Here is a 13,019-nt window from a genome sequence, read left to right as displayed (position 1 = left end):
TCCTCCCTTGGATGCTGCGCGTTCTCACGTCGGTTGGTCGTTTCGGGTGGCTCCGGCGCGCCGGAACATGAGCGCGGCGGCAAGTGCGATCAGGACGGCGGCGGCAATGGCGTGGGCGACCATCGACACGTCGAGGAAGCCGAGCGGCAGGGCCAGCGCGCCGAGCGCCACGAAGGCGATGCGCAGCACCGGACCGAGGCGCCCGCCCCAGTATCCCGCAATGCCCGCGGTGACCCCGGCGATGCCGGCCGCCGTGAGGCAAGCGGCGGTCACGACCTCCTGCATGGTGCCCTCGAACAGGAGCGCGGGCGTCGACACGAAGGCGAAAGGCAGGATGAACGCGGCCCAGCCGATCCGCATCGCCGCCATGCCGGTGGCGAAGGCCCCCGCCTTCGAGATCGCCGCCGCCGCGAAGGCCGCGAGCGCCACGGGCGGCGTGATCATCGACATCATGCCGAAGTAGAGAATGAAGAGATGCGCCGCGATGGGCTGCACGCCCGCCTCGACGAGCGACGGCGCGACGAGGCTCGCCAGCAGGACATAGACGCCCGAGGTCGGCATACCCATTCCCAGGATGATGCAGACCACCGCCGAGATCAGGAGGAGTAGGATCAGGCTGGACCCCACCGCGTCCACCAGCACCAGCGTGAGCGCGAAACCAAGGCCGGTGACGTTCAGGACCCCGATCACGAAGCCCGCGGCGGCGACGACGAGGATCAGGTCGACCATCGACGTGCCCGTGTCCACGAAGACCCGACCGAAGCTCGGCAGCGTCAGGCGCGTGCCGTCGTAGCCCCTGAGAAACCCCGCCGCCGCGATGGCGAGCGAAGCGAGAAGCGCAGAGTCCTCGGGATCGAGCCGCATCACGAAGAGCGCGTAGAGCAGGACGGCGAAGGGGATCAGGAAATGCCAACCCTTCGCCAGGACCTTGCGCACGGTCAGCTCGGCATCCTCGGGCGCGGCGATCCCGTCGCGGGCGGCGATGAGGTCCACCTGCAGGAACGCGCCGAGATAGTAGAGGATCGCAGGAACCAGCGCGGCGGCGGCCACGGTCGCATAGGGGATGTCGAGGAACTCGGCCATCAGGAAGGCCGCAGCCCCCATGATGGGCGGTGTCAGTTGCCCGCCGGTCGAGGCCACCGCCTCGATCGCGCCCGCATCCTCCTTCCGGTATCCGCCCCGCTGCATCAGCGGGATCGTGATGACGCCGGTCGTCGCCACGTTCGACACCGCCGAGCCCGAGATCGAGCCGAACAGGGCAGAGCCGACGACCGCGATCTTCGCAGAACCACCCCGCGCGCGCCCCGTGGCGGCCATGGCGAGATCGGTGAAGAAGGCACCGCCACCGGCCGCGAAGAGAAGCTGGCCGAAGAAGACGAAGAGCAGAACGGTGATCGTGCCCACGGCAAGCGGCGAGGAGAAGACGGCGGAGCTGTCGAAACCCACGTAGTCGACCAGCCGCTGCGGCGAGAGCTCGCGCCCGATAAGCCGCCCCGGCACCCGGTCCGCGAACAGCGCGTAGACAAGGAAGACCGCGACGATCCCGAACAGCATCAGGCCCGCGCGACGGCGGATGCCCTCCATCACGCCGATCACCACGACGGCGCCCACCAGCGTGATCTGCCAGGGACGATAGAACTGCTCCTGCAGCAGCCAGACGAAATCCGTCGCCGCGTAGATCAGGACACCGAGGCAGGTCACGGCGATCGCGAGATCGACAAGGTTCGGCCGCGCCACCGCGCCGCCCCTTGGACCGAAGCGCAGGAAGCAGATGGTGAGCGCGAGGCCCAGCTGAAGCGCCATGTACTGCTGGCGCAGGACGGCAAAACCGAGGCGGGTATGCACCTCGAGGTTCCACAGGATGCAGGCCACGCACATCACGGTGGCCAGCGCCGCGACCGTCAATGCCACCCAGCGCGGTCCTGCGGCGGCGTCGCTCATGCGCCCGCCTCCTCCGGCCAGTAGAGGCGCATCGGGTTGTCGATCAGAAGCTTTTTCCGAAGGGCGCCCGTCGGCGCGATGCGCGGGATCATGTCCACGAGCGTCCCGTCGTCGGGCATGTGCGAACGCATGTTCGGATGCGGCCAGTCGGTGCCCCAGAGTACGCGGTCCGGGTAGCCTTCGACAAGGGTCCGGGCAAAGGGCACGACATCGTCATAGGGCGGCCCCGCGACCGTCAGGCGCTCGGGGCAGGATACCTTGATCCAGAAGCGCGCGTCGCTCTCCATCAGCGCGAGGACCCGGGCGAACCCCTCCCCGGCGAGACCCTCCGCCAGATCGGGCCGCCCCATGTGGTCGATCACGATCGTCCCCGGCAGGGACCGGACGAACCCGCCAAGATCGGCCAGTTCCGCGGATTCGAAATAGACGACGATGTGCCAGCCGAGTTCGGTCACCCGCGCGGCGATGCGGATATAGTCGTCCTTCGGCGCGTCCCCGACGAGGCGCTTGAGAAAATTGAAGCGCACGCCGCGCACACCGCCGTCGTGAAGGCGCCGCAGATCCTCTTCCGCGATGTCGGGGTCGACCACCGCGACGCCGCGCGCCCGACCCTCGGAGCGGGCGATGGCATCGAGCATCGCGCTGTTGTCGGGGCCGTGGCAGGTCGCCTGTACGATGACGTTTCGCGACAGCCCGAGATGATCGCGCAGCGCGAAGAGTGTCTCGGCAGGCGCGTCCACCGGCGTGTATTTCCGTCGTGGCGAGAAAGGGAAGACGGCAGCGGGCCCGAAGACGTGGCAATGGGCATCGACGGCGCCCGCAGGTGGCCGGAATACAGGCCGCGAGGGTGCCGGGTGGAACGGCAGGTAGTCGGGATCGGCGACGGGCGCGGTCGCGCCGGCATGCGATACCCCCTCGCTCAATGTCATGGCAGGTCCCTCCCTCTGCCGCCCGAGCGTGACCGATGAGAATTCATTTTGGAAATGGATACTCGTGTTCTAGAACATCACCTGTGATGATCCGGGATTGAAAATGCTTTTGAATTTTGACCTCAATCTCCTGATCGTCCTGCATGTCCTTCTCGAGGAGCGCAGTGTCACGCGCACCGGCGCGCGACTCGGCCGGACGCAGTCCGCCATCTCGAACGCGCTCAAGCGTCTGCGCGACCATCTCGACGATCCGCTTCTCGTCCGCACGCCCGAGGGGTTGAGCCCGACGCCCCGCGCGGCGGAACTTGCCCCCGTGGTGGCCCGGATCGTGGAGGACGCAGGCGCCTGCATCGCCCGGCCCGGCGATTTCGACGCCGCCACGGCCGAGGGCCAATACGCCATCGGCGCGCCGGATCGGTTCAACCTGCCGGTCTTTCTTCCGCTGCTCGAACACCTAGGCCGCGTGGCGCCCGGCATCGTCATCAACCTGCGCACCACCGACCGCGACTACGCGATCCGGCTGATCGAGGCCGACGAGATCGACCTAGCCATCGGCTGGTTCGACCGCACACCACCCCATGTCGCACGCAGCCTGGTGTTCGAAGACCGCTTCGTCTGCCTGTGCCGACGCGACCACCCGCTACTCGACCACGGCAACCGGCCTGCCCTGGCGGACATTCTCGGATTTTCCCATCTCGTGGTCAGTTCCACCGGGGACCGCCGGGCCGCCTTCGACGCGGTGCTGGAGCGCCATGGTCATCGCCGCAACATCGCCGCGACCCTGATGAGCTTCACCATCGTGCCCGAACTGTTGCAGCAGTCGGACCTCGTCGGCGTCTTCACGCACCGCACGGCCGAGTATTTCGCGGCCCGCTACCCCCTTGCCCTCGTGCCGGTGCCACTGGAGGTCGCGCCCATCGCCAACCACCTGATCTGGCATCGCCGGTTCGAGCGCGACCAGGCTCATGCCTGGCTCCGCGATCAGATCGTCGCCGCATGCGCTGGCGAAGTCGCCCCGGGGGAGGTGCGGCGGAGAAAGACAGGCCAGGGCGCAAGGCCGCGCGACTAGCCGACCTTGCCTTGCGCCTTTCGGACGAGAGCCGCGAGGCGATGGACCGTCTTGGAACAGGGCGTGGTGAAGAAGAAGGCGAGGCCGGTCCCGGGATTCGGGCGGCCTCGTCGAACTTGAGGCCGAGTTGGATGGTCACGCGGAGGAGGTCAGCGAAATACTCGTCCTCCTTGCAGCTGCGCGTCGGCGCCGAAAGCGGCCCCTCATGCAGACTGCGGAAGTTGCGGGCTTGGCGCAGCCGGGTTGCCCCCCGATGGTGATGCTCCTTGTAACGGTTTCAGGCGCGCTCATTCCCTGCCCCGCTTGCGCAGCTGCCTCTGCCGCGCCCGGTGCGCGGCCTCGATATGGGCACGCATCGCGGCTTCGGCCGCGTCCCCGTCATGGGCGCGCAGAGCGGCGATCAGGGCCTCGTGCTCGGCGATGGCGGCCTCGGCGCGGCCGCCCTCCTCCATGGTGGAGGGCCCGAGGATCAGAAGCGTCTTCTGTACCGCCTGGACCGCGCTCAGCAGAAACCGGTTCCGCGCGGCGTTCCGCAAGATGTCGTGAAACTGCCGGTTCGCCTCGTAGAGACGCTCCACGTCCCCCTTTGCCGCCGCCATCTCGGCGTTGATCGCGGCCATCTCGTCGATTTCGGACGGATAGGCCGCACGGGCGGCGAAACGCGCCGCCGTTCCCTCCAGCACGGCCCGCATCTCGTAAAGCTCGGTGATCTCGGCATAGTCGAGCTGACGGATCACGGCACCGACGCGCGGGGTGTGGGTCACGAGCCCGTCTGCCTCGAGCAGGCGGATCGCCTCGCGCACCGGTGTCCGCGACGTGCCGAGCCGCTGCGCAAGCTCGGTCTCGGTCAGCCGGTCGCCGGGACCGAGGCGTCCCTGCCGGATCTCCGACAACAGCCGCGTATAGGCGTCGTGCCCCTGCGAGGCATCGGTATGGAACGTGTCCTGGGCCATCGGCTCCCTGCGGGTTTCCGATTGCATACGGCTGGATACATGCATATGCAAGTCTTTGGAGACCCAAGCCCGATGCCAAGCCCCGACGTCACCCTCCTGAAACGCCGCGCCCTGACCCTGGGCCTCGCGGCGGCGGGAACAGTGGTGTTCTGGGCACTCGGCCTGCCGCTGCCCTTCCTTTTCGGCCCTCTGACGGCCTGCCTGCTGGCCGCGCTGGCGGGGGCTCCGCTCCGGGGGCTCGGGACGATCTCGGTCGCGGCACGGACGATCCTCGGCGTCGCGGTCGGCGCATCGCTGACCCCTGACGTGGTGGCGCGGATCCCGCAAATGGCGGCCTCGGTCGCGCTCATCCCTCTCTACATCGCGGTGATCGGCCTCGTGGGCGTGCCGTTCTTCCGCAAGGTCTACGGCTTCGACTGGGCGACGAGTTGGTACGCCGCGATGCCCGGCGGGCTGCAGGACATGGTGATCTTCGGACAGGAGGCGGGCGGCGACATCCGGGCCCTGTCCCTGATCCACGCGACCCGGGTCCTCATCATCGTCACCGTCGCCCCGCTGATCCTGACGCTGGGCTTCGGCGTGACGCTCGACAACCCGATCGGCGTGCCCGCCTCGGAGCTTCCGTTGGACGAGATGCTGATCATGGTCGCCGCCGCGCTGGTGGGATGGAAGGGCGGCGAGAAGATCGGCCTGTTCGGCGCCTCCATCCTCGGACCGATGATCGTCACCGGCGCCCTGTCCATGCTCGACGTGATCCACTTCCGTCCGCCCGCCGAGGCGATCCTGACCGCCCAGTTCATGATCGGGATCGGGATCGGCGTGGGCTACGTGGGCGTGACGCTGCAGGAGATCCGCCGCGACGTATCGGCGGGCGTGGTCTTCGTCCTTCTGCTGGCCGGGCTCGCCGCGCTCTTTACCGAAATCGTCGTTCTTTTCGGCCTTGCCGCCCCCGTCGACGGCTTTCTCGCCTTCGCGCCCGGCGGTCAGGCCGAGATGACGGTTCTTGCCATTATCGTCGGCGCGGATCTGGGCTACATCATCGTGCATCACCTGACACGGGTCCTGCTCGTCATATCGGGAGCGCCGGTTGCGGCGCGGCTGATGCGGCTCGACCGGCGACAGGCGCAAGACAGGGACAGGACCAGAAAAAAGGAAGACGGCACATGACGTTCACGACGCGGCCCGAACTGATGGGAACCTTCGGCATGGTTTCGACGACCCACTGGCTGGCCAGCCAGGCGGGCATGAAGATGCTGGAGGATGGCGGCACGGCGGCAGATGCCGCCGTCGCGGCAGGTTTCGTCCTGAACGTTGTGGAGCCGCACCTCAACGGCCCGCTCGGGGAAGTGCCCGCCCTCGTGCTCCCCGCCGGGGCCGATACGCCCCTTGTCCTCTGCGGCCAGGGCGTGGCGCCGGAGGGGGCGACGATCGCGCATTACCGCGACGAGGGGCTCGACATCATTCCCGGCTCCGGCCTTCTCGCGACGGTCACCCCCGGCGCCTTCGACGCCTGGATGCTGATGCTGCGCGACCACGGAAGACTGCCGCTGGCACAGGTGCTTGCCCCGGCGATCCACTACGCCGAGCACGGGCACCCGATGCTGGCTGGCGTCGCCTCCGCCATCGCGGGACTTGCCGAGGTGTTCCAGCAGGAATGGCCGACCTCCGCGCCGGTCTGGCTGCCCGGGGGCAAGGCGCCCAAGGCGGGCGAATTGTTCCGCAATCCCGACTGCGCGGCGATGTGGCGGCGCCTGGTGGAGGAGGCGGAAGCGGCCGGCCCGGATCGCGACGCACAGATCGAGGCCGCGCGCCGCGCCCATGCGCAGGGTTTCGTGGCAGAGGCCATCGACGCCTACCTGCGCGACGCCTGCACGCTCGACGCCACCGGCGAACGGCGCAAGGGCGTCCTGACCGGCCAGGACATGGCCAATTGGGAAGCCACTTGGGAAGCGCCGCTCGCGGTCGATCACGCGGGCTGGACGGTTTGGAAAACCGGCGCATGGACACAGGGCCCCGTCCTTCTGCAGGTCCTGCAGATGCTGTCGGGCGACACGCTGTCGTCGCTCGATCCCACCGGGCCCGAGATGGTGCATCTCGTGACCGAGGCGCTCAAGCGGGCCTTCGCGGACCGCGAGGCCTACTACGGCGATCCCGCGCTGTCGGACATCCCGATCGACACGCTCCTGTCGGCGGCCCACAACGCCGCGCATCGCGCCGACATCGGCACCGAGGCCAGCCTCGACATGCGCCCCGGCGCCATCGAGGGCCTCGAGCACCAGGTCGCGGCCTTCCTCGAGCGCACGGCCCGCCGGACCCCGGAGGCCGGCGTGGGGGCCGGCGAACCGACCATGGCGCACCTCGTCAATCAGCGTGGCGATACGGTGCATATCGACGTGGTGGACCGCTGGGGCAACATGGTCTCGGCGACGCCCTCGGGCGGCTGGCTGAAGTCGAACCCGGTCATCCCCGGTCTCGGGGTTCCGCTGAACACCCGGGCGCAGATGTTCTGGCTCGACGAGGGGTTGCCGACGTCGCTGATGCCCGGCGCGCGGCCGCGCACCACGCTGTCGCCCTCGATGGCGCGGGGAGCGGACGGAACCGCATATGCCTTCGGCACGCCGGGCGGCGACCAGCAGGACCAGTGGCAGGTGACGTTCCTCCTGCGCCTCATCCACCACGGCATGAACCTCCAGGAGGCCATCGACGGGCCGCTCTTCCATACCGGGCACCTGCAGTCGAGCTTCTTTCCCCGCGCCGTGCAGCCCGGACACCTTCTGGTCGAACCGGCGTTTCCGGCGGCGACGATCGAGGATCTGCGCGCGCGCGGCCACCGGCTGGAAGTGTCGGCCCCATGGTCGGCCGGGCGCCTCTGCGCGGTGGCGCTGCGGCCTGACGGCGTGGTCAAGGGGGCCGCGACGCCCCGGCTCATGCAGGCCTATGCCGTCGGACGCTGAGGCGCGAGCGGCAGGTCCGGCGCGACGCTCAGTCCGCCGTCGCGGGACGGTCGGCTGAGCGCGCCGCCATGGACCGGCGCATTGCCCACGAGGTTGGCCGGCGCCTCGCGCAGAAGCGTGCCATCGACCTCGACCGGCGGCAGCGTCTCGACGCCCCTGGCGCTCGGCCTGATGGCCCGCGCCCATCCGCCCAGAGACCATTGAAACGGCGTTGACGGAAAGGAAATTCAGTATACCGTTGTATGCAAAATGTGACGAAGGAGGGAAGGCATGGTCGCCGACCTTGAAGAAGCCCGTGCCGCCGCTGGAGTCGAAAGGCGATGAAGGTCCATGTCCTCGATGACTGGTTCGACACGCTGCGGACCCTGCCGAGCTTTGCGAAACTGGACGGCCACGAGGTCACCGTCTGGAACGACCACGTGGAGGACCGCACCATCCTCGCAGAACGCCTGGCCGAGGCGGAGGCGCTGGTCCTCATCCGCGAGCGTACCGTGATCCCGGGCGCCCTCCTCGACCGGTTGCCGAAGCTGAAGCTGATCAGCCAGCGCTCGGTCTATCCGCACGTGGATGTCGAGGGCTGCACCCGCAACGGGGTGCTCCTATCGTCCAACATGCATTCCGACACGCCGTCGATCGCGGCCTCCGAATTGACCTTCGCGCTGATCCTCGCGTCCGCCCGGCAGATCCCGCAGCAGATGGCATCGCTCCGCGCCGGAACATGGCAGCTTGCCCCCGGTCAGACGCTGGCCGGACGTCGGCTCGGCCTCTATGGCTACGGTCGCATCGGACGGCAGGTCGCGGACTACGCACGCGCGTTCGGGATGGATGTCGTCTGGTGGAGCTCCGACGAAGGCCGCGCCCGTGCCGTGGCCGCTGGCGAGGCCGTCGCCCGGACGCGCGAGGCCTTCTTCGCGGAAAGCGATTTCGTCAGCGTCCACGTGCGCCTCAAGCCCGCCACGCGGGGCATCGTGACGGCGGAAGACCTGTTGTCGATGAAGCCCTCTGCGACGTTCGTGAACACCTCGCGTTCCGCTCTCGTCGAACAAGGCGCCCTCGAAAAGGCCCTTGAGGCGGGCCGGCCCGGGCGGCTCGCACTCGACGTCTTCGACGTGGAACCGATCACGAAACCGGGCGATCCGCTGGTGAACCACCCCGCCGTGATCGCAACGCCGCATATCGGCTACGTCACGGAGGACGAGTTCGACCTGCAGTTTTCGGACATCTACGACCAGATCAACGCCTTTGCCGCCGGCTCGCCGATCCACATGATCAACCCCGAAGCGCTGGAGCGGCTTTGAACCTAGCCGCCGATCAGCCCGGGCGGCGCGACGATCACGCCGTCCTCGTCCGCGACGATCATGTCGCCGGGCGAGATGCGCACGCCACCGATCGTGACCGGGATACCGGTCTCGCCCTCGCCTTTCCGGTCGCACCGCGCCGGCGTGCGGGCGAGCGCCATGACGCCGAGGTCGAGCTTCGCAAGTTCGGCGATGTCGCGCACGGCGCCCCAGATCACCACCCCGGCCCAGCCATTCGACAGCGCCGCCCCGGCCAGCACATCACCCAGAAGCGCACGCCGGTCCGATCCGCCGCCATCGACGACCATGACCCGTCCGTTCCCCGGCTCGTGCGCCAGTTCCCTGACGCGGGAGTTGACCTCGAAGGTCTTCACCGTTTCGGCCGGCCCGTGGAACCGCACCCGGCCACCGAAATGCACAAGCCCCGATGGCAGGACGCCCAGCGCCTCGCCATGCTCGTCGCAAAGATCGCAGGTCACGTACATCGGCGTCCCTCCCCTGTTTCCCTTAACCTAGACTGCGCCGGAGGCCGGAGCCATGGCTGATATGCTTTTCACGCTGCCCGAAGGACTGACGCTCGCGTCGTTCTGGGGGCTGATGGGCGTCAGCTTCATCGCCTCGCTCATCACCGCCGCGCTCGGCATCGGGGGTGGCGCGCTCCTGCTGGCCGTGATGGCGAGCCTGGTGCCACCCGCCGCTCTCATCCCGGTCCACGGCGCGGTGCAGCTGGCGTCCAATGCGGGGCGGATGGGACTCATGTTCGAGCATGTCCACTGGCCCGCGCTGAAGGGTTTCGCGCTCGGCTCGGCCATCGGCGCCGTCCTCGGCGGCCTCGTCGCGGTCGAGCTTCCGCCCTGGATCATCCAGCTTGCCGTCGGTCTGTTCGTGATCTGGTCGGTCTTCGCGCACCCGCCGAAATGGCTGTCGCGGTTTCCGGTGCTGACCGGCGGCATTTCGAGCTTCCTGACGATGTTCTTCGGCGCCACCGGCCTCTTCGTGGCAGGCTACACCAAGGCGCAGAACCTGCCCCGCCACGGCCACGTCGCCACCCATGCTGCGCTCATGACGCTGCAACACAGCCTGAAGGTGGTGGTCTTCGGCATCCTCGGCTTCGCGTTCGGGGCCTGGCTCTGGGTCGTCGTGGCCTTGAGCATCGCGGGCTTTCTGGGCACGGCCACCGGGCGCATGGTGCTCGGACGGATGAGCGACGCGGGATTCCGCCGCGCGCTGGACATCTTGCTGGTGCTGATCGCGCTCAGGCTGATCTGGTCGGCGCTGACGGGCTAGGAAAGACGCGGCCGTCCATCAGCTTGCGGGCCGTGCGGACCGTGCCGGCGGCGGTGATCGCACCGTCGGCGTCACGCTCCAGCATCACCTCCGCGGCGCCGGTGGGATGCTCCACCCGGAACACGCCGTCTTTCGGCAATACCGCAAGCCGCGCGGCCGGCCCTTCGGGAAGAACGCAGGCCGCCGCGACACTGACGGCGGCGAAGACGCCGATGGTCGCATGGCAGCGATGGGGGATGAAACTGCGTGTCGAGATGACGCCACCGCAGGTGGGCGAAGAGACCAGCGTCATCTTCGGCACACTCTTGTCCGTGACGTCGCCAAGGTTCATGAGCGGCCCCGCCGCCAGACGGATCGCCTCGACCCGCGCCTTGAGGTCGGCATCTGCGTCGAGCGTCTCGCGGTCTTCGCGCCCGGTGATCCCGAGGTCGGCCGCATCCATCACGACGATCGGCATTCCCATGTCGACAAGCGTACAGGCCACGCCCTCGATCACGTCGACGGCGTTTCCGGTCGGTAGCATCGCGCCCCCGGTCATCGACCCGGCCAGCCCCGAGAACATCAGCGGCACCGCCGCGTGGTGGCCGGGCACCCCGTCGATGCGCGCCTCGCCCTCGTAGGAGACGCGCCCGCCCGGCGTGGCGATCCGCGCGAGAGCCACCTCGCCCGTGTTCACCATGTGGATACGGACCGGCGTCTCGGCGTCGAGGGCAGGCACCAGTCCGCGCTCGATGGCGGCGGGCCCGACGGCGGCGAGGATGTTGCCGCAGCCCTGCGCATCCGAGACCAGCGGCCGATCCACGAAGACCTGCAGGAACAGGTAATCCACGTCCGCACCCGGCCGCGCCGAGGCCGAGAGGATCGCGACCTTGGACGTGAGAGGGTCCGCGCCGCCGATCCCGTCGATCTGGCGCGGATCGGGCGCGCCCATCACCCGCAGAAGAAGGTCGTCTCGCGCCGCCGGATCGCCCGGCAGGTCGGATGCGAGGAAGACCGCCGCCTTCGAGGTCCCGCCCCGCATCCATAGGCAGGGGATGCCCTCAGACATATTTCAGGCCCTTCTCCGCAAGCCGTCCGCGCATGTCGTAGATGTCGAGGCCAAGCTCGCCCGCGGCGAGCCGCTCCCGTTTCGCTTCTTCGGCCGCCAGGCGCTTCTCGGCAGCGGCAAGCACCGTGCCGGCCTCTTCGCGTTTCACGACGCAGACCCCGTCGTCGTCTGCCACGATCACGTCGCCGGGCGCCACCGAAGCACCCGCACAGACCACCGGCACGTTCACCGAGCCGAGCGTCTCCTTCACCGTGCCCTGCGCGCTGACGGCGGTGGACCACGCGAGGAACCCCATCGCGCGGAGGTCGCGCGTGTCCCGGATACCCGCATCGATCACCAGCGCGCGGCATCCCCGCGCCATGGCGGATGTGGCGAGCAGATCGCCGAAATAGCCCATGTCGCAGGGCGCGGTCGGCGCGAGGACAAGGATGTCGCCCTCCCGCAGCTGCTCGATGGCGACATGCAGCATCCAGTTGTCGCCCGGCGGGGCGGAGATCGTGACGGCGCTTCCCGCGATGGCCTTGTCCTGCTGGATCGGCCGCATCCGCGCGCTCATCAGGCCGGTGCGCCCCTGCGCCTCGTGCACCGTCGCGACGCCCGCCATCCCCAGCTTCGCGATGACGTCTCGGTCGGCCCGGTCGATATTCTGCACCACGACAGCCATCAGAGTTCATCCACGGTACGCGGGAAGATCGACTGGAAGCCTTCGGCATACTTGCAGTCCCGCCCGCCGGACTGACCGCCCGAGTTCCGCTTGAAGTGGTTCGCCCGCTGCTGGGCAACTCTTGTATAATAATCCCAAAGGTGGACTTGCCCGTTCATGCATTCCATCGCTGCGCGCTTCTTGTCCCAGACCGGCGTGATGTCGAGGAACACGTCCGGCTTCCAGCCCATCTGCTCGGTCTGGTGCGGCTCGAACAGGTAGAGCTGCGGCGCGCCGAGGACCTTCTCGCCAGGGTTGTGGCCCCAGGCCTGCGCGATCATCCGCGCCTCCAGCGTCACCTGCGTCATGTACATGTGGTCGGTGTTGTAGGGGTCGTACTGGCTGTGGCTCATCATGAAACTGGGCTGCACGGCCCGGATGAGGTCGACGAGCCGGAACTTGTCCTCGCGCTCAAGGTGCAGCGGGTAGTCCCCAAGGTCGAAGCATTCAAGCCGGTGGACGCCCAGCACCTCGGCGGCCGCCTCGGCCTCGGCCCGCCGGATGGCCTTGACCTCGTCGAGGCTCTTGCCCTCCTTCCAGAGCTTGGCGCTTTCGCCGCGCTCGCCAAAGCTGAGGCAGGCGACAGTGACCTCGTAGCCCTTGGCTGCATGGAGCGCGATGGCCCCGCCGGCGCGCCACACGAAATCGGCGGCATGCGCCGAGATCACGAGCGCGGTTTTTCGATCGGCCATGGAAACCTCCCCTCCTTCTGGTGGCGACAGTGTCCCATGCGACGCGGCCTGCCCACAATTCCGAAGCCCGTCATGCAAGATAAGTTCATGCTATAGCATATCGGCGGACCGAGGGAATCGTGACAGGCTGGACCTGGTGAGATCG

General features: G+C 68.4%; 12 protein-coding genes. 5 read left to right on the top strand and 7 right to left on the bottom strand.

What is annotated here, in order from left to right; translation table 11 throughout:
* Positions 1 to 24 precede the first annotated feature (24 nt).
* Both N8I71_RS12855 and N8I71_RS12850 read right to left on the bottom strand, forming a co-directional pair.
* Positions 25 to 1,941: a TRAP transporter permease gene (locus N8I71_RS12855; RefSeq protein WP_262878392.1), complete on the bottom strand. Its 1,917-nt coding sequence runs from the start codon at positions 1,939 to 1,941 to the stop codon at positions 25 to 27.
* Positions 1,938 to 2,870: an amidohydrolase family protein gene (locus N8I71_RS12850; protein ID WP_262878391.1), complete on the bottom strand. Its 933-nt coding sequence runs from the start codon at positions 2,868 to 2,870 to the stop codon at positions 1,938 to 1,940. The genes N8I71_RS12855 and N8I71_RS12850 overlap by 4 nt, the downstream gene beginning before the upstream one ends.
* Before the next feature lie 103 nt (positions 2,871 to 2,973).
* Here N8I71_RS12850 and N8I71_RS12845 point away from each other — a divergent pair, with 103 nt between their 5' ends.
* The gene (locus N8I71_RS12845; protein ID WP_262878390.1) at positions 2,974 to 3,939 is read left to right on the top strand and encodes a LysR family transcriptional regulator; all 966 of its coding nucleotides are present in this window, start codon (positions 2,974 to 2,976) and stop codon (positions 3,937 to 3,939) included.
* Between the two features lie 287 nt (positions 3,940 to 4,226).
* Here the strand turns inward: N8I71_RS12845 and N8I71_RS12840 are convergent, their stop codons facing one another.
* Entirely contained in the window at positions 4,227 to 4,919 is a 693-nt protein-coding gene (locus tag N8I71_RS12840; protein ID WP_262878389.1) for a GntR family transcriptional regulator, read from the bottom strand.
* Between the two features lie 45 nt (positions 4,920 to 4,964).
* Here N8I71_RS12840 and N8I71_RS12835 point away from each other — a divergent pair, with 45 nt between their 5' ends.
* The 3 genes from N8I71_RS12835 (at position 4,965) to N8I71_RS12825 (ending at position 9,144) form a co-directional block, all read left to right on the top strand.
* Positions 4,965 to 6,059 carry an AbrB family transcriptional regulator gene (locus tag N8I71_RS12835; protein WP_262878388.1) on the top strand — a complete coding sequence of 365 codons (1,095 nt, stop codon included), beginning with the start codon at positions 4,965 to 4,967 and terminating at the stop codon, positions 6,057 to 6,059.
* A complete protein-coding gene (locus tag N8I71_RS12830) occupies positions 6,056 to 7,846 on the top strand; it encodes a gamma-glutamyltransferase family protein (RefSeq protein WP_262878387.1) in 1,791 nt (596 codons plus the stop codon). Before N8I71_RS12835 ends, N8I71_RS12830 begins: the two co-directional genes overlap by 4 nt.
* Positions 7,847 to 8,166: 320 nt before the next feature.
* On the top strand, positions 8,167 to 9,144 hold the full coding sequence (locus N8I71_RS12825; RefSeq protein ID WP_262878386.1) for a D-2-hydroxyacid dehydrogenase family protein: 978 nt from the start codon (positions 8,167 to 8,169) through the stop codon (positions 9,142 to 9,144).
* 2 nt (positions 9,145 to 9,146) lie between these two features.
* Here N8I71_RS12825 and rraA read toward each other — a convergent pair whose 3' ends face one another.
* On the bottom strand, positions 9,147 to 9,629 hold the full coding sequence (gene rraA / locus N8I71_RS12820) for a ribonuclease E activity regulator RraA (protein WP_262878385.1): 483 nt from the start codon (positions 9,627 to 9,629) through the stop codon (positions 9,147 to 9,149).
* Positions 9,630 to 9,681: 52 nt separating this feature from the next.
* Here rraA and N8I71_RS12815 point away from each other — a divergent pair, with 52 nt between their 5' ends.
* On the top strand, positions 9,682 to 10,431 hold the full coding sequence (locus tag N8I71_RS12815) for a sulfite exporter TauE/SafE family protein (protein WP_262878384.1): 750 nt from the start codon (positions 9,682 to 9,684) through the stop codon (positions 10,429 to 10,431).
* Here N8I71_RS12815 and N8I71_RS12810 read toward each other — a convergent pair.
* Genes N8I71_RS12810 through N8I71_RS12800 form a run of 3 tightly spaced genes read right to left on the bottom strand, consistent with a single transcriptional unit; the run spans position 10,400 to position 12,874 of the window.
* Positions 10,400 to 11,479 (bottom strand): 4-oxalomesaconate tautomerase, encoded by a 1,080-nt coding sequence (locus N8I71_RS12810; RefSeq protein WP_262878383.1) that lies wholly within the window; start codon positions 11,477 to 11,479, stop codon positions 10,400 to 10,402. The two genes, N8I71_RS12815 and N8I71_RS12810, sit on opposite strands and share 32 nt — an antisense overlap.
* Positions 11,472 to 12,143, bottom strand: coding sequence for a 4-carboxy-4-hydroxy-2-oxoadipate aldolase/oxaloacetate decarboxylase (locus N8I71_RS12805; protein ID WP_262878382.1), 672 nt, complete (start codon positions 12,141 to 12,143; stop codon positions 11,472 to 11,474). Before N8I71_RS12805 ends, N8I71_RS12810 begins: the two co-directional genes overlap by 8 nt.
* On the bottom strand, positions 12,143 to 12,874 hold the full coding sequence (locus tag N8I71_RS12800; RefSeq protein WP_262878381.1) for a PIG-L deacetylase family protein: 732 nt from the start codon (positions 12,872 to 12,874) through the stop codon (positions 12,143 to 12,145). Before N8I71_RS12800 ends, N8I71_RS12805 begins: the two co-directional genes overlap by 1 nt.
* Positions 12,875 to 13,019 lie beyond the last annotated feature (145 nt).

Origin of the sequence: Roseicyclus sediminis, from assembly GCF_025515305.1 — a bacterium.
In the GTDB taxonomy this organism is placed as follows: Bacteria; Pseudomonadota; Alphaproteobacteria; order Rhodobacterales; family Rhodobacteraceae; genus Roseibacterium; species Roseibacterium sediminis.
The sequence above is the reverse complement of the archived record's forward strand: the minus strand, read 5'-3'. Positions and strand labels throughout refer to the sequence as shown.